This window comes from Spirosoma sp. SC4-14, from assembly GCF_037201965.1.
Classification (GTDB): Bacteria; Bacteroidota; Bacteroidia; order Cytophagales; family Spirosomataceae; genus Spirosoma.
The window spans coordinates 6,992,590-7,008,724 of the sequence record NZ_CP147518.1; the positions used below are offsets into that span (position 1 = coordinate 6,992,590).

Below are 16,135 nucleotides of genomic sequence, written 5' to 3' on the forward strand. Positions count from 1 at the left end.
AGCTAATCTTTATTGAATGTCTCTATACAATCTTTATCCGTAAGCTCGAAAGCTGCTACAAAAATCAGCATACGAAATTAAATACTATTAAAAAATAGATTAATTAATCTATAGGTTTGTTTCCCAATTATGAAGTTACACTCAAGGGGCTTTATATTGCCGAAACATAGTAGTTTAAATGCGTCTTTACTTGCTGTCTGGCATCAAAAAGCAATAATACTTATTGATGCTCCGGAGCTTTTTCATAAAACCTTCTAATCACGTAGCGCTGGGCTGCCATGGCAGTGCCAAAAGCCTTTATTGATGAGCATAACAAGTCGGCAAAGACAATTACAGAAAATTAGCAATCTGATGAGCAGTAAATATTACCGAATTATCCTTACAAAATAGCCCATACTTACTAATAAAAATTAAGCCAGAGAGAGGTTCGTTTTCCCCATAGAAAGCAAGCAATTACGCAGATTTCCGTAGCGTTGTATGAGCAATGGGAGCCGCTGGCAAGGCTCTGAGTAAAAGTTCTGTTATCTTCTTCTTAAACCAATTTCCACAAGCAGCACAGTCCCAACAATGCCATATTCGAGAGCTGTTAGCCAAAGATTTTCCTGATAGGGCATTGTCTGATAGGTGAAATACGACAAGGGAATCAGCGCCGACCATACCAATGGATACCGAAAGCGCGTAAACACCGAAACAGCAACCAGCGTTGTGATATACCAGGGGTGAACCGTTGTGGCAAAAGCTAAATAGAGTGTCAATATGGCCAATATCCGACTCGGAACCGATACGTTTCGCCACCTGAACGAAATCCAGAAAATACAGCCGGCGGTGATAATGGAGAGCCAGAAACCAATAAAACCAATGGCATTATAGCCCCACACCCAGTAGCCAACCGCCCGCAACACATAATACACACTGGCATTGAATTCAAACTTCTGAAAGTATAGGTTCACGCTCGATGCCATATTCTGCGCCAACTCCCAACTGGCAAAAGGTAGAAATTGAACCAGAGTAAACACACCCGTCAGCACACTATAGATCACCCCACGCTTCCAGCCCAATTTGCGTACAAGAGTGGGCAGAGCGATCAATGGTAATAATTTAGTACCAACAGACAAAGCCAGTGCCCCCGACGATGCCCGGTCTCGCTGTCGAGTCAACCACCAGATAGCCAGCGCCGTAAAGAAAATCATAACGGCTTCGAAATGCAGATTTCCTGTCAGTTCCAGCACAACCAGCGGGTTTAAACCATAGAGCAGCGCCCGGTTCGGATCATAACCGAATCGGCGTAACAAACGAGTCATCAGCCATAGTGTTCCGGCTTCGCTCAACAGGATTGGCATCCGCAACCAGACAATAGTACCTAACAAACTATTGGGCGACAAAAGAGCCGCCAGCCCGAACAAAGCCTGATTGGCGGGCGGATATACGGTGAAGTAAGCTGGCGAGTTCAGGTGCTGAAATAACGACTGATCCAGACCCGCCATCGTGGCTATATCGGTTCCGACAATTCGCGAAGGCAAATACAGATAAGGATTGAACCCATGAGCCAATAGCCGCCCATCCCAGATAAACCGGTAAACATCGTCGGAAAGTTGCGGAACAGAAAACAGCAGTAGAACTCTGAATAAGATAGCTGCCGAAAACAGAAAGGTATCTGGCTTTGGAGTTTCTGAACGTAATCCAGTGTTTTCAGCAAACCGATTGGTCGAGAATAGCATCCAGCCATAACCCGCAAACAAAACGGTTAACAAACCGAACAACGTCGCGAATTGCTGACGAGAAACGGTGTACGCTAACAACCAATACAGAACAGCCGATCCTATCAGCCAGACAAAACGAACGGGGCCTGTTGTCATACACCCACCGCCACCGGACGCGTCAACCCAACCGACGAACTCGTTGGGCGATGTCCTGCATGAACAACCGAATATACGAACACCATGCCAAACCCAACCATAAACATGATATGCAGAAAGAACATGCGAAAGTCGTGAATATAGAACGCCAGCACCAGCCCACCCAGAAAATATACTGCCAATATCCCTTCCACTAAGGTAAGCCAGCTCAATTGCCGATTAATATACTTATTGGCATCCCAGCGATCGTTTGCTTTGACTACATTAAATTTAGGAGTTCGGATAAATGGGGTTTTCCGCCCCATATAGCCTTCAATAACCGCAATGGTATTGTGGAGCGACAGGCCCATCATCAGCGACGAATACATCGGAAAATACCAGGCTAGTTTAGCTTTACTGGCTTGTTTGAGGAGCCAGAACGGAATGCCATAGAACGAAATCAGAATGAGCAGATTGATCTGAAACAGATTAATGATAAAAAATACCGTTTCCCACTCCGGGTGCCGATGCCGTATGTAAATCAGCGGAACGCTCATCACGCCCAGAATCAGCACCAGAATAAAGGTAGCGCTACTGAACAGGTGAAAAAAGGCATGTAGCTTACGCGAAAACGATACGCCAGGTGTTTGCAGCACGTTACCAAACAGCTTGCGGGCACATTCGGCAGCTCCTTTCATCCAGCGATACTGCTGCGATTTGAGTGCATTCATGGCTACGGGCAGTTCGGCTGGCGAGCCTACATCTTCGCGGTAAACAAATTTCCAGCCACGAAGCTGCGCCCGATAGCTTAAATCCAGATCTTCGGTCAGTGTGTCACTTTGCCAGCCTCCGGCATCAGCAATGGCCGTTTTCCGCCATACGCCACCCGTTCCGTTAAAATTGGCCAGCAAACCAGCCGCATATCGCCCGCTTTGCTCAATAGTAAAATGCGCATTCAGGCCGAAAGCCTGCAACTGGGTGAGTAACGAAAAATTCTCATTCAGGTGTTGCCAGCGAGTTTGGACAATTCCAACTTCCGGATCGTTAAAATGCGGAATGGTTTTAAGCAGAAAATCCGGGTCAGGCACAAAATCGGCGTCGAATATGGCCACATAGTCCCCCCTGGCAAATTCGAGCCCGTAGGCCAGGGCACCGGCTTTAAATCCGTTTCGTTCGGGCCGACGAATGTGCTCAATAGCGAGTCCCTGCTGCCGATAGTGTTTTACTTTGGCAGCAATGATCTGTACTGTCTCGTCGGTCGAATCGTCGAGCACCTGAATATCGAGTTTATCGTTCGGATAGTTTAGTTGGGCGATAGCATCAATCAATCGTTCAACAACATAAAGTTCGTTGTAGACAGGCAATTGTATAGTTACCCGTGGCAGCGTATGAGACTGCCACGCATCGGCCCACAGAGCGGCCATCCGGCGTTTTTGTTCCGAACGCAGGTATATAATAATCAGGCTTAATTGCCCACAGTTATACAGAAACAATAACAGTAGAGCCAGCCCATACAGAATCAGGACCGAGATTTCCATGTTGGTGAAAAACAAAATCGGTTTAACGTTGAGTTCAGCAATCAGGCAATTCGGTAATGCGTGGTTGGTGATGGAGTAATAGCCTGTTTAGAACTGCCTGTCTAGGTACTAATGTTTTCAGATTCGCTAAACTTATGGCCTATTTGTTGCATTAGGGCCGATTCATCACCAATATTTAAAAATTGTTGTAATAATCTTATACCCGGCCAGTACCGTTCCTTTTACGGTTCCTGATATTTTCGAAAACCCGATTCGTTTCCGGTAGTTGACGGGTACTTCAGTGATTCGTAAGCCCTGTTTAGCTGCTTTGAGCTGCATTTCAACCGTCCAGCCATAGGTTTTATCCTGCATCTTTAGTGCCAGCAACGCGTCGAACCGAATAGCACGAAACGGCCCCAGATCGGTGTACCGAACCCCATAAAGCCAACGCAGCAATCGGGTGGCCAGCCAATTGCCAAACAACTGCTGCGGAGTCATTGCCCCCCGTTGCCGATGGCCCAACGCCCGCGATCCAATTACCAGATCGGCCTCATGGTTCAAAATTGGTGCCACCACCAGTGGCATTTCGCCAGGAAAGTCCGAATAGTCGGCATCAATAAAAACGACCACATCCGGTTTTTGCTGGCGGTTTTGAGCATACGCAATTCCTTTCAGACACGCTCGCCCGTAGCCCTGAATAGGTTCGTTCAGTACCGTAGCTCCAGCCCGGGCAGCCTCCACCGCCGTCAGGTCGTTCGAATTGTTATTGACTACCACTATTTCATCGACAAGACTGGCAGGAATTTCCCGCACAACATTACCAACAGAATTTTCTTCATTAAAAGCCGGAATAATGACAAGAATAGAAAGCAAAGGTCAGATAGTAAAAGAGTGAAAGAGCGAAAGAGCGAAAGAGTGATTGGAATTCAACTATTCGCTCTTTCATTATTCCGCCCCAAAGATAGGGCGTCAAATTCAATCAAAATGTCATATACTTGACACATGGAAATATCCTTTATTGGCGCAGGCAACCTGGCCTGGCATCTGGCACCAGCTCTGGAAAACGCTGGTCACCACATCAATGAGGTGTATAGTCGTCAGCTTCAGCACACTCGTCAGTTGGTTAGCTATCTCTACGACGCACGAACGCACTCCGATCTGAATTTTGCCGACAGCCCATCACAACTTTTCATTCTGGCCGTTCCCGACGATGCCATTGAAGCAGTATGTGCCCGGCTGGTGCTGCCCGAAAATTCTATTCTTGTCCACACATCGGGCAGCCAATCGTTGCGGGCATTGCAAAACTGGGTTACAGTTTATAGCGACGTGCCGGTTCAGACTGGAGTCTTTTATGCGTTACAGACATTTAGCAAAGGGCAGTCGTTTATGGATTTCAACGAAATTCCACTCTGCCTTGAAGCCTCCGACAAAGAAACCGAAGACCTTCTTGTTAAACTAGGGCAGGACGTAAGCGATATTGTTTACCTGATTACCTCTGCCGAACGTCGAACACTACACCTGGCCGCTGTTTTTGCCTGTAATTTCACCAATCACCTACTGGCTATTGCCCATGATCTGACTACAGACAATGGCCTGGAGTTTGACCTTCTGCAACCGATCATTCGTGAAACGATTCGGAAAGGCCTGGCCGCCAGTGACCCGGCCGACGTTCAGACTGGGCCGGCCCGCCGGGGCGATCTGACAACCATTGAAAGCCATCTTGCCCAACTGGAACAGCAACCCCGGCTGGCTGAAATCTATCAGATTATTTCTGAAAACATACAGCAACGTTACATAAAATAAATATCCATAACCGAAAACACATTTTAGTTACACAAACTACATTAGTGTACATATCGTATTATCATATTAATCTACACCATATAATAAATTACGAAATTCTTGAAACAAATCGATTAATGATTTAGTTTTACTCAACTATTGTCAAAAGTACTCTTTACGTATATACTTGCGTGTTCCTCAAAAAACGCTTCTGCCTGAACTCCGAATTGTTATTAACGGGCAAAAACGTAGGTTTAATTAACTGATTGGTATGGGTGTGTTAAAACAACCAGACGGGAAACCCGTATTAAACGACGTTAGCCCAACTATAGATCGTCTTGACTTATACGAAAAGTATGGTGCCATGGCTTATGGAATTATTCTACAGATAGTTCCACAACCTGAGCTGGCCCAGCAAGCGTTAGTGACCCTATTTTTATCCCCCCAACTCGAACAGTGCATCGGCCCACTCAGTAGCCCAGCCTGTGCCATTGTTCGGCTGGCCCGTCTAATAGCACTCGAAGTAAATCCAGTTTCCTTATCGGCAAAATCTACATTTCCTGATACGACCGATCTCAGCGACGAAAACAAATCGAAGCAGATTTTCGATTTATCATTTCGTCAGGGTTACGAACTCAGCATCATTGCCGAGCGCCTTAAAATACCTTATACGGAGGTAATGGCATCTATTCGTAATTATTTTCAGTATCTTCGTAGACCGTAAAAGCCGTACTTGCCTTGAAAAACTATCAATATTTAACGAACGGCATACTTGAATCCTACCTGCTGGGTCTCATTTCCGATGATGAGAAACGGGAGGTAGAACAGTTGATTGCTGCTGACCCGGAAATTCGATCGCAACTGAACGAATTAGAAACAGATATTGAGCTTCATTTTCAGGAAAATGCGGTTCCTCCTCCTCCAGCACTCAAATTTGCTATTCTGGATCAGCTCAATAAAACAGAGTTAATAAAACGGAGCCAGGACGATTATAGTCGCTCAAAACAAAAGACCGACGACACTGCTAAACCCAATTATATTGATGTTGAAGTAGACGATACGCACATTCGGGTCCATAAATACTGGCGGCCCGCTTTTATTGCGGTCTTCGTTTTATCAAAAATATTCCTCATTCTCGGGCTCTATTATTATTTTAAGGCTAACAGCCTCGAACAGGAAATTAATCGCTTAAAAGTGGCGACCGAACAAACAACACCGCCAACTCCCGGCAAAACACCGTAGTCTCAGAATGGGTTAATTGACTGGCATTTATCGACAAAAAGTGCCATTTTGTGGTCAATTTCATCCCCATGAAGCAACTCATCAGCAGCTTTTTAGTCTATTTCGCCACTGTTACATCCGTTTTGGCTCAGTGGCAGTTCCAGGCCGTTCAGACCGATGCCAGTTTCCGGGCCGTCAGCGTCGCCAGTCCAGACATCGCCTGGGTTGGCGGAACAAAAGGAACATTTATCAGAACCGTCGATGGTGGTAAAACCTGGCAAGCGGGAACCGTTCCGGACGCTCAAACCTGCGATTTTCGGGATGTACAGGCCATCGATGCCCAAACTGCCTTCCTTATGAGCGCCGGTCCGGCCGAAAAAGGCCAGGCCCGCATCTATAAAACGACCAACGGTGGCCAAACCTGGACCCTGCTTTATCAAACCCAACAGCAAGGCGTTTTCTTCGATGGAATGGACTTTTGGGACAAACAGCACGGTATTGTATTCAGCGACCCCATCGATGGTAAATGGTTTATACTGACTACCGGCAACGGCGGTAAAACCTGGCAGCCCCTACCAGCAGGCAATTTGCCCGCCATGCAACCCAATGAAGCTGCTTTTGCTGCCAGCGGTACGAGTCTGGTGGTACAGGGTAAACGTAATGTCTGGATTGCATCGGGTGGCGGCACAAATGGGCGCGTTTTTCGCTCTACCGACCGTGGTCAGACCTGGAGTGTCGCGAACACTCCTCTCCCGGCGGGCGATGCAACTGGCTTATTTGGGTTGCATTTTTTCAGCGAAAAAGCGGGGATTGCTGTAGGAGGTAACTACAAGCAGGAACAGCAACCGGGTCCTAATGCCGCCATCACCCGCGACGGGGGCCAGACCTGGCAACTCCTTGCCCAAACCGATCCGCCCGGTCTTAAAGAAGCGATTGCCCTTCTTCCCGGCGACCGCATCATTGCCGTTGGTCCGTCGGGAACGAGCCTTTCGGCCGATCAGGGCCAAACCTGGCAGAAACTCGACACCGACGGATTTCATTCGCTGGCCTGCGCCAAAGGAACCTGCTACGCCGTTGGCGCCAAAGGCAAAATTGCCATACAGCGGTTTAAATAACAGAAGAATAGGTTGTGAGGTGATCCGTGCGCTGCTGGCCTTTTTCGCTACGCTTCTTTTTCAAACTGAAAGATTTGGTCCATCAGCACCCATTTTTCCCCTTCTCTGGCCCAGGGTAACGGTTGCTGGAACTGCCACATCAGGCGTTCCCATTCCTGTACGTGCGGACTGGCGGCATCCAGTTCCCGCTTCTTTTCGAAGCTAAACGCATCATCTGTTTCCAGGATCATAAACATCCGATTACCGGTCCGATAAATCTGTAAATCCAGAATTCCGGCTTTCAAATCGTTGGCCCGCACTTCTGGCCAGCCACTCCCTTTGGCATGCCATTGTTCGTATTGGCGAATCAGTTCAGGATCATCTTTTAAGTCGAGTGCCAGGCAGAATCGTTGCATAAAATAAGTAAAGAGTTTGTAGGAATTGATTAGCCAAAGTACATTTTGAACGACTGGATGGTTTGCCGGGCCGCCTGATCAGGATTGGGGTAGGGAAACGCTTCGGCTGAAACATACCCGGTATACCCAATTTCACGAAGAGCTGTAGCCACTTCCTCCATAGCCGTGTGCCCCAGCCCAATCGGTCGCCGGTTGCTATCGGCAAAGTGGACATGGCCGATATAGGAGCCTGCCGCGCGAATGCTCTCTGGTAGGGATTGCTCTTCAATATTCATGTGAAACAGATCGGCCAGCAGAACGACCTGCCTGGTAGGCAGAGCCCGGATAAACTCAACTCCCGTGTTGAGATCATTGATCAGGTTGGTTTCGTAGCGGTTCAGGGGTTCATAAATCAACTTTACTCCTTTGGATTCAGCTAGCTGGCCCAATTCGGACAAACCGTCGGCCAGCCAGTTTAACGCTTGCTCTTTTTCAATCCCCGGAGCCACATTGCCCTGCATGGAGCCAATAATGGCCGGAGCGCCAACGGTGGCACCAAACGAAATCATAGCCCCAATAAAAGCGATGGCGCTGGCCCGAATCTGCGGATCAGGGTCAGTCAGCGTTAAGCCATATAGTACTTTTCCCGCTCCAGTGCCCACAGCCGCTACGTTCAGGTTGTATCGATGAGTTAAATCGGTTAACAGGCTTAGGCTGACGGTATCCGCAGCGGGCGTAAATAGCTCCACAGCGTCGAAGCCCAGGGCGGCTGCCTTAGCCATACTCGTTTCCAGATCATTCCAGTAAATCCAGGGACCCGTTTTGATAGCGGAAACCAGCGCAATGGTGACACAGGATTTCATCAGTTCGGCAGGGTATCAAAATTGACCATAATCTTTGTGATCGGGCCGGGATTTTCCGACCATTCGGCCAGAGCCGCTCCCGCTTCATCCAGCGAAACAACCCGGCTAATCACTGCATCGACCGGGAATTTTCCGGCTTCCAGGTAGTCAATCACTTCCGGAAATTCGCCCAGACAATTGCGGGAACCCAGAATTTCGATCTCTTTTCGAACAAACGTGCCCGTATGGTAGTCGACAGGTTTTTTGGCATAACCAATGTAAACCACGCGTCCCGTATACGCTACCTCGTCGACAGCAGCCCGGTAAGTAGTCGGATGCCCAACGGCTTCAATGATCACGTCAGGACCGTCGCCGTTGGTGATGTCCATCAGGGCCTGGTGCAAATCAACGCGGGTTGTGTTGATGGTATGGGCCGCTCCAGCCAGACTAGCCGTTCGCATTTTGGCATCGTCGATGTCGATGGCAATCACCTCCGCTCCCCGATGAACGGCACCCGCTACAGCCCCCATACCCACAATGCCGCAACCGATAACAGCCACTTTTTCGCCCGCAACGACCCGCCCCCGGCTCACGGCGTGGAAGCCTACCGTTAGCGGCTCGACCAGGGCTAACTCTCGGGTAGATAAGGTAGCGGAACTGTGCAGCTTTTGCCAGGGAACGCTAATCAACCGGGTCATTGCACCGGGTCGGCGAACGCCCATGGTTTTATTGTCCTGGCAGGCATTGGGTCGACCTTTTCGGCAGGAAAGGCAAACGCCACAATTCAGATACGGATTTAGGGTAACGTGCATCCCCGGCTGGAACTGGCCTGGTACCTGGCTCCCCGTTTCCACCACTGTAGCCCCTACCTCATGGCCCAGTACATTTGGGTATTCCTGTAATTCGAACAGACCCCGAAAGCCATTGAGGTCGCCCCCACAGAACCCTACCTGATTCACCTGTAACAATACGTCCTCCGGGCCGGGTGTGGGGAGGTCGATCTCACGTATTTCGGTTTGTCCGGGCTTAACCAGGACCAAAGCAGGTTGTTTAGTCATCTTGACCGTTCGGTTTAGGGATATTGTTTTCTGGTCTTCCTTCAAACCACATCTGATTCTTTACTGGCGCTACCAGCTTTTCGATGCGTTGAAATAATTCATCGGGGACACTGAGTTGCAGCGCCCGCAGGTTCTGCCCGACCTGATGCGACTCCGACATGCCAACAATGGTGGTAGCAATCACCGGATGACGTACGGCGTAATTCAACGCGACATCGCTCAAGGCCAGACCGTACTCCCGACACAATGCTATTAGGGTGGGCTGGATGGCTTTCACGGCGGGAGGGGAGCTTTGCCAGGGCGGAATTGGGGCATCCGACAAAATCCGCTGCATCAGTGGGGCGGCATTCATTAACCCAAATCCTTTTTCAAGGGAAAGAGGCACCAGCTCGTCGTTGATCTCATCTTCCAGCAGCGTATAGTGCCCCCAGGATAATACTGTATCGACCTCCACTTGTCGGGCAATCTGCGACAGATAGCGTACGGGGAGCCCCGAGAATCCAATATAACGCGCCTTGCCCATCTCTTTGACCTTCATAGCTGCCGGAATAGCCTCGTTCAATACCTGTTGCCGGTCTCCAAACTCAATGTCATGGACGGTCAGCAGGTCTACATAATCGACCTGTAGGCGCTCCAGCGACTCATCGATACTCCGCAGCACCCGCTCGTAGGAAAAATCGAATACGCCATTTCCGTACCGACAGCATTTGGTAGCCAGGAAAACAGCATTTCGTTTGTTTTTCAGCGCCTTGCCTAGCCGCTTTTCGGCCAGTGTATCGCCGTAAAAAGGAGCTACATCGAAGAAATTAATGCCCAGATCGATGGCTACATGAACGGCACGTATACTTTCCTCTTCGGATACTTCATTAAATACATTTCCTAGCGGAGACGCGCCAAAACTGAGCGTTGAAACAGTCAAGTCCGTCTTGCCTAACTGACGATACTGCATGAATGATTGGTTATAGACAAAGTTTTAAGTAGCGACTCCCACTCACTAATCCTTTTTATAAAAGCTACTCTAAAAGCAAATACAGCCAATTCTTATTTCTACTAATTAGCTATATTCAATCAAACCATACCATAAACGCCTATGGAGATTGCACAAAGTACTACTATTCTTTACTGAAGATTAATTAAGAAATTACCAACATTGTAAACTATTTTAACCTAAACCGCTTCTTTAGTCCAGTAGGCTATAACCCTTCTGCAAAAAGTCGGCAGTCTATACTTTATGAAAGTTCAGTGCCATATTGCCGAACATTAGCAACCTACAGGCCTGGTATCATGCTATTCAGTTTTACTGCTACACCCGATTTTGATTTTATGACGTACTTTGCCCATCATATAGAGGCAACGGTACAGAACGGCCTGCTGGTGATGCCCGATTATCTTGGACAGGGCTATATGCGCAAGCTAGCCTTCGGGGCAGATTTCAAGATCACTATTCACCGTTACGTGCTCAGAGAAGATCTTGTTATCAACCGCAATGCTTCCGGCCAGGGCAACGATCTGATTACCGTCTTTTTTTACAGCAACGAGCAGGACCTTGAGATCGCTTATAACGATGATCCCAAGGTCCTGTTTTCGCAGCGCGATGAGTCGGCCATCCAGGTTACCTCCAACGATTTGAGTTCAAGCATACGATTTCCCGCTCATCAACACATTCATTATGTGGTGGTTGCCATAACGCCACCCCGGCTGAAGGAATTATTGGCGGTCAACAACCCGAATTCGGTACTCCAGACGGTTACCGGTAGTGGAAATTCTTTCCTTTTTTTCGAAAGCATGGCAGCGGAAACCAAGCTACTGCTTAAAAACATGGCCGCTGTGGATATGAATGATGGCCTGAGCAACTTCTACATGCAGATCAAGGTGCAGGAATTGCTGTATCTGGTTTTTCATAAACTGTCCTTGCGGGAAAGCACTGCTCACCAAACCATCAACAGTGCCGATGTAGAACGACTCCTGTATGTACGCAATGAGATCCTCAGCGACCTGAGCGTACCACCAGTAATCCGTGAACTGGCGCAGGTAGCAGCCATGAGCGAAACCAAACTAAAACAGCTTTTCAAGCAAACGTTTGGTACTTCCATCTACAATTATTACCAGCAGGCCCGAATGGAAGAAGCAGCCTTCCTCCTGAAACAGGGCAAGCATTCTGTTGGCGAGGTAGGTTATGAGCTGGGTTTTTCCAATCTGAGCCACTTCAGCCGACTGTTTGAAAAGCATTATGGCTTAAACCCGAAGCGGTACTCCTATTCATAATGCGTTGTTCACCCCAAATAATCGGGCGGAAAAACTTGCTGGCCATACCTTGAGGCAATTGCCTGTAGTTTTTTAATGGTTTCTGCATCAAAATGGGGTACAGGCAGGAACTGCCCGGCAACAACCGGTTGACCGATCTCCTCGAAGAACATTTCCAGACCGGCTGGTACCACAGTGCACAGCAAATGCGCCGTTTGCTGGGTAGTATTCTTGAAGCCGTGTACCACGCCCCCTTTTGGAATGTTGACAAATGATCCTTTAGTGGCTGTATAGGTGCCAAACTCAGATTTGACTTCAATTTCGCCTTCGATCACATAAAAAGATTCCTCAAAAGCTGCATGGGCATGCGGTCCAGGTCCACCGCCGGGCGGGATAAGCATGTCAATCGTGGCAAAAGCTCCGCTTGTTTCTTTTCCACTAATCAGGATTCGGTAGGTGTCACCCACTACAGAAACGCTTTTCCCTTCGCCAGGCCCTACAGCAACCGGTTTTTTGTGATTTTCCATATCGTTTGATTTTTAATACTAAACAAATTTCGGGAGGCCTCCGGTTGAAAAATAATCCGATGTGACCATAAATCAGTCCAATCAGACACACCGGGGTCATACAGGTTGCGCCCCTCTTATGTCTTGTTATGATAAGAACATCGGCCCGGTTGTCAATGCGATAGCATTCTCTTGCCGGATACGACTATTTTTCAGGCTTTTTGTGCTATTTATAGCTCAACATAAAACCCACCTTTGCCCTGTAATCAGTTAGATCACACGACCATAAAACGACCTGTCAAGTGATTGGCCTTTTGCTCAACCTCAAAAAAGAAAACACAGTGAGAAAGGTAATGTATAACCAGTTTGGCGACGAAAGCGTACTGGAGTTAGTCGAACAAGCGGTGCCCGCTATCCAGAAGGATCAACTACTGATTCGCGTAAAAGCGGTTTCCATTAATCCCCTGGATTGGAAGGTGTATGGTGGAGAAATGAAATTGATGTCGAGTTCTAAATTTCCCAAATCGGTAGGCATCGACTTCTCGGGTATTGTTGAGCAAACAGGCAGCGCCGTTTCGCGTTTCAAGCCGGGTGACGCAATACTTGGCTTACTGGACGTATTCAAAGGGGGAGCTTTGGCCGATTACATTGCCGTCAATGAGACCGATGTAGCACTAAAACCCGCCCATACCTCGTTTGAGCAGGCAGCGGCCTTACCTTTAACCGGCCTCTCGGCCCTACAGATCCTGGATCAACTGGCTACCGTGGGCCCTAATCAGAATGTGTTGATTAACGGAGCTACCGGAGGAATTGGCCTATTTGCCATACAGATTGCAAAAAAACGCGGTACCCAAGTAACGGCTGTTGTTAGTACGAAAGGCGTTGCGGAGGCAAAAAAATGGGGTGCCGATACCGTAATCGATTATATAAAGCAACCGATCAATCAGCTAACTCAACAGTTCGACGCAGTGATTGACTTATCCACAAAACTTGCCTTTACCGACGCAAAGCGGCTGATGAAACCCAAAGCAATCTTTGTCAGTACGCTGCCCTCTCCCCTGACACTTCTTTCCTCGTTTGTCAATAATCTCTTTTCGGGTAAAAAACATAAAATTCTGATCCTGAAACCAACCGTCGAAGGGCTCAACACCCTGGCTCAGCTAGCAGAAAACGACCTACAGATCGTGCTGGATAAAACATACACGCTCTCCACTATCAGGGAAGCTTACCGGGAAGCTCGTCGGGGTAAATTGATAGGAAAGTCGGTCATTGTTCTTGACTGAAGCTCTTCTTCGCTACTGAACGCCTGCCGACGTCAAATCCTACAAATAGCTGAAGTATAAACTCACGATTTCAGCCATTTGTAGGATTTTTCAGCAGTGAAGTCGAAAATAGGGCCATCAGCTTAATAGCCTATCCAGATGAATGGGCAGTTCGCGGATGCGCTTGCCGGTCGCGTGAAAAATAGCGTTGCCGATAGCGGCTGGCATGGCTACAATACCGATTTCGCCCAACCCTTTGGCTCCAAGCGGATTGACGATGGTGTCGACTTCATCGACAAAAATCACGTCGAGTTCATGAATATCGGCATTAACGGGAACATGGTACTCGGCCAGGTTATGATTCATAAAACGACCGAAACGATGATCCATAACACTTTCTTCTTCCAGTGCTTTACTGATTCCCCATACCATGCCGCCAATAATTTGCGAGCGGGCAGTCTTCGGATTCATGATACGCCCACCCGCAATGGCACTCACGGCCCGCGTTACCTTAACCGCACCTAACTCTTCATCGACCTGAACCTCTACAAATACAGCCGAATGTGTATTTCGGGCATAGTTGCGCTGTTTGAGCATATTAGGCATCGACGTCGAGGTTTCACGCACGGCACGGCCACCATTCGAATCGACCACCGTCTGTAGCGACACCATGACGGCCGGATCGCTTTTCAGCCGGATGGCTTTATTGGCAAACTCCACCTGCGAAAAGCTTTTGTTGCTAAATGGAGACCCCGGCATGTTTTTCGCCAGCTTAAAGAGTGTTTTGCTCAGGTTTTCACAAACGGTTTTCACGGCCGACCCTACTGTTGCTACCGTCCAGGAGCCACCCTCAATGGGGGCTAACGGCAACTCAGAATCGCCCAGTTTAAAGAGCACATCCTCGACCGGCATACCCAGTGTTTCGGCTGCAATTTGCGTCATAACCGTATAGGTTCCGGTACCGATGTCGGCTGTAGCACTACTCACGCGTAGCTTACCATTCACCATCAGCACGGCTTCGGCACGAGCGGGCCCCTGCGTAGCATCCCAGATGCCGGTAGCCATTCCCCAGCCGATCAGCAGATGGCCGTTGCGCATCGAGCGTGGCTCATAATTGCGATTGCTCCAGCCAAACCGCTCGGCACCCTGTCGAAAACATTCCCGAAGCTCCTTACTCGAATAGGGTAAATCTTCGTTCATATCCCGATTCGTGTAGTTTTTTAGCCGTAGTTCGAGCGGGTCCATTTGCAGTTTATAGGCCAGTTCGTCGACCGCCATTTCGAGCGCCGATATGCCCGTTACACCACCGGGTGCGCGCATATCGAGCGGAGTATACACATCTAGTGGCACAACCTTGTAATCATATCGAACATTCTCGGGTGGATAGAGCATACCAGACCAGTTAACAACGGTTTCGGTATAGTCTTCAAACTGTGATGTTTCGCTAATAGCATCATGATAAAGAGCCTTCATGGTCCCATCGGCCGAAGCACCCAGACCCAGCGTCTGAATCGTGGCCGGGCGATGCCCAAACGTAAACATCTGTTGCCGAGTCAATGTTACCCGTACCGATCGTTTCAGTTGGCGGGCCGCCAGCACTGCCAGAAACAACTGGTATTGTGGCCGTAGTGCCGACCCGAAAGCGCCCCCCACATACGGCGACATAACCCGTACATCGCTGAACGGCATATTGAACACCTGAGAAACATACAATTGACTATTAGGGGCACCCTGCGTTTTGTCGTAGATGGTCAGTTTGCCATTTCGTTCATAAACGACTGTTGTGACAAATAACTCCATTGGATTATGATGTTCTATACCATGCACATACTGCGCCGAAACCTGCACCGGTGCCGCATTGAACTCTCCCTCAAAATTGCCTCTCGGTTTAGGTGGCGGTGGCTTAAGCAGGCTCATTAAACCCGATTCAGGCTTTCGCGCTTTTGACTTAGTAGCCTGCAAATCGGTTTCGTGCGGCTCTTCTTCGTACTCGATCTGAACCAGCGAAGCAGCATAGCGGGCCACTTCAACTGTTTCGGCAACAACCAACGCCACAGGCTGACCATTATACTTAATCCGGGCATCTTCCAGCGGTCGGAAAGGCGAACCCGGTGGCGCATTCTGATCTTTATAACTCATATCGAACCAGGCCAGCTTAGGACGGTTCTCGTGCGTAAAAATTTCCAGAACACCTTCCAGACTGCGAGCATCAGCCGTATCGATTCGGGCAATTTTCCCTTTCGTAATGCTGCTGGATATTACATAGCCGTAGACCAGATCAGGCACATTGAACTCCCCGGCATATTTTGCCTTTCCGGTCACTTTATCCACCCCGTCGACCCGATTGAGTGGTTTTCCGATATATTGAGTCATACAAAT

The 16,135-nt window shown here is 48.6% G+C and carries 15 protein-coding genes; 6 read left to right on the forward strand and 9 right to left on the reverse strand.

The features are described 5' to 3' along the window. Window positions 1–521: 521 nt before the first annotated feature. From mptB to WBJ53_RS28835, 3 genes are all read right to left on the reverse strand, one after another. Window positions 522–1,856, reverse strand: coding sequence for a polyprenol phosphomannose-dependent alpha 1,6 mannosyltransferase MptB (gene mptB / locus WBJ53_RS28825; protein WP_338872775.1), 1,335 nt, complete (start codon window positions 1,854–1,856; stop codon window positions 522–524). Continuing rightward, window positions 1,853–3,373, reverse strand: coding sequence for a cellulose synthase family protein (locus WBJ53_RS28830; RefSeq protein WP_338872777.1), 1,521 nt, complete (start codon window positions 3,371–3,373; stop codon window positions 1,853–1,855). The genes mptB and WBJ53_RS28830 overlap by 4 nt, the downstream gene beginning before the upstream one ends. Window positions 3,374–3,538: 165 nt before the next feature. Continuing rightward, on the reverse strand, window positions 3,539–4,225 hold the full coding sequence (locus WBJ53_RS28835; RefSeq protein WP_338872779.1) for a glycosyltransferase family 2 protein: 687 nt from the start codon (window positions 4,223–4,225) through the stop codon (window positions 3,539–3,541). Between the two features lie 129 nt (window positions 4,226–4,354). On the opposite strand from WBJ53_RS28835, the gene WBJ53_RS28840 reads away from it, so the two are divergent. The 4 genes from WBJ53_RS28840 (at window position 4,355) to WBJ53_RS28855 (ending at window position 7,470) form a co-directional block, all read left to right on the forward strand. Then, on the forward strand, window positions 4,355–5,155 hold the full coding sequence (locus WBJ53_RS28840) for a DUF2520 domain-containing protein (protein ID WP_338872781.1): 801 nt from the start codon (window positions 4,355–4,357) through the stop codon (window positions 5,153–5,155). Window positions 5,156–5,405: 250 nt separating this feature from the next. Next, the gene (locus WBJ53_RS28845; protein ID WP_338872783.1) at window positions 5,406–5,858 is read left to right on the forward strand and encodes a hypothetical protein; all 453 of its coding nucleotides are present in this window, start codon (window positions 5,406–5,408) and stop codon (window positions 5,856–5,858) included. 14 nt (window positions 5,859–5,872) lie between these two features. Then, a complete protein-coding gene (locus WBJ53_RS28850; RefSeq protein WP_338872785.1) occupies window positions 5,873–6,376 on the forward strand; it encodes a hypothetical protein in 504 nt (167 codons plus the stop codon). 68 nt (window positions 6,377–6,444) lie between these two features. Next, window positions 6,445–7,470 (forward strand): YCF48-related protein, encoded by a 1,026-nt coding sequence (locus WBJ53_RS28855; protein WP_338872787.1) that lies wholly within the window; start codon window positions 6,445–6,447, stop codon window positions 7,468–7,470. A gap of 47 nt (window positions 7,471–7,517) precedes the next feature. Here WBJ53_RS28855 and WBJ53_RS28860 read toward each other — a convergent pair whose 3' ends face one another. From WBJ53_RS28860 to WBJ53_RS28875, 4 genes are read right to left on the reverse strand one after another with little or no spacing between them, the layout of a single operon-like run. Further along, the gene (locus WBJ53_RS28860; protein WP_338872789.1) at window positions 7,518–7,865 is read right to left on the reverse strand and encodes an L-rhamnose mutarotase; all 348 of its coding nucleotides are present in this window, start codon (window positions 7,863–7,865) and stop codon (window positions 7,518–7,520) included. Between the two features lie 29 nt (window positions 7,866–7,894). Further along, entirely contained in the window at window positions 7,895–8,707 is an 813-nt protein-coding gene (locus tag WBJ53_RS28865) for a sugar phosphate isomerase/epimerase family protein (RefSeq protein ID WP_338872791.1), read from the reverse strand. Beyond that, window positions 8,707–9,744: a zinc-binding alcohol dehydrogenase family protein gene (locus WBJ53_RS28870; RefSeq protein WP_338872793.1), complete on the reverse strand. Its 1,038-nt coding sequence runs from the start codon at window positions 9,742–9,744 to the stop codon at window positions 8,707–8,709. Before WBJ53_RS28870 ends, WBJ53_RS28865 begins: the two co-directional genes overlap by 1 nt. Further along, on the reverse strand, window positions 9,737–10,693 hold the full coding sequence (locus tag WBJ53_RS28875; RefSeq protein ID WP_338872795.1) for an aldo/keto reductase: 957 nt from the start codon (window positions 10,691–10,693) through the stop codon (window positions 9,737–9,739). The genes WBJ53_RS28870 and WBJ53_RS28875 overlap by 8 nt, the downstream gene beginning before the upstream one ends. Before the next feature lie 335 nt (window positions 10,694–11,028). Here WBJ53_RS28875 and WBJ53_RS28880 point away from each other — a divergent pair, with 335 nt between their 5' ends. Continuing rightward, window positions 11,029–12,009 (forward strand): AraC family transcriptional regulator, encoded by a 981-nt coding sequence (locus WBJ53_RS28880; RefSeq protein ID WP_338872797.1) that lies wholly within the window; start codon window positions 11,029–11,031, stop codon window positions 12,007–12,009. An 8-nt stretch (window positions 12,010–12,017) separates the two neighbouring features. On the opposite strand, the gene WBJ53_RS28885 is transcribed toward WBJ53_RS28880, so the two are convergent. Further along, on the reverse strand, window positions 12,018–12,515 hold the full coding sequence (locus WBJ53_RS28885) for a cupin domain-containing protein (RefSeq protein WP_338872799.1): 498 nt from the start codon (window positions 12,513–12,515) through the stop codon (window positions 12,018–12,020). 320 nt (window positions 12,516–12,835) lie between these two features. Between WBJ53_RS28885 and WBJ53_RS28890 the strand changes: the two genes are divergently transcribed. After that, a complete protein-coding gene (locus WBJ53_RS28890; RefSeq protein ID WP_338872801.1) occupies window positions 12,836–13,777 on the forward strand; it encodes an NAD(P)-dependent alcohol dehydrogenase in 942 nt (313 codons plus the stop codon). Between the two features lie 117 nt (window positions 13,778–13,894). On the opposite strand, the gene WBJ53_RS28895 is transcribed toward WBJ53_RS28890, so the two are convergent. Continuing rightward, window positions 13,895–16,129, reverse strand: coding sequence for a xanthine dehydrogenase family protein molybdopterin-binding subunit (locus WBJ53_RS28895; RefSeq protein WP_338872803.1), 2,235 nt, complete (start codon window positions 16,127–16,129; stop codon window positions 13,895–13,897). Between the last annotated feature and the right edge of the window lie 6 nt (window positions 16,130–16,135).

Coding starts and splice junctions, on each gene's coding strand:
- mptB (WP_338872775.1), bottom strand. CDS start 1,856: ATGACAACAGGCCCCGTTCGTTTTGTCTGGCTGATAGGATCGGCTGTT.
- WBJ53_RS28855 (WP_338872787.1), top strand. CDS start 6,445: ATGAAGCAACTCATCAGCAGCTTTTTAGTCTATTTCGCCACTGTTACA.
- WBJ53_RS28875 (WP_338872795.1), bottom strand. CDS start 10,693: ATGCAGTATCGTCAGTTAGGCAAGACGGACTTGACTGTTTCAACGCTC.
- WBJ53_RS28840 (WP_338872781.1), top strand. CDS start 4,355: ATGGAAATATCCTTTATTGGCGCAGGCAACCTGGCCTGGCATCTGGCA.
- WBJ53_RS28895 (WP_338872803.1), bottom strand. CDS start 16,129: ATGACTCAATATATCGGAAAACCACTCAATCGGGTCGACGGGGTGGAT.
- WBJ53_RS28885 (WP_338872799.1), bottom strand. CDS start 12,515: ATGGAAAATCACAAAAAACCGGTTGCTGTAGGGCCTGGCGAAGGGAAA.
- WBJ53_RS28845 (WP_338872783.1), top strand. CDS start 5,406: ATGGGTGTGTTAAAACAACCAGACGGGAAACCCGTATTAAACGACGTT.
- WBJ53_RS28830 (WP_338872777.1), bottom strand. CDS start 3,373: ATGGAAATCTCGGTCCTGATTCTGTATGGGCTGGCTCTACTGTTATTG.
- WBJ53_RS28880 (WP_338872797.1), top strand. CDS start 11,029: ATGCTATTCAGTTTTACTGCTACACCCGATTTTGATTTTATGACGTAC.
- WBJ53_RS28860 (WP_338872789.1), bottom strand. CDS start 7,865: ATGCAACGATTCTGCCTGGCACTCGACTTAAAAGATGATCCTGAACTG.
- WBJ53_RS28870 (WP_338872793.1), bottom strand. CDS start 9,744: ATGACTAAACAACCTGCTTTGGTCCTGGTTAAGCCCGGACAAACCGAA.
- WBJ53_RS28865 (WP_338872791.1), bottom strand. CDS start 8,707: ATGAAATCCTGTGTCACCATTGCGCTGGTTTCCGCTATCAAAACGGGT.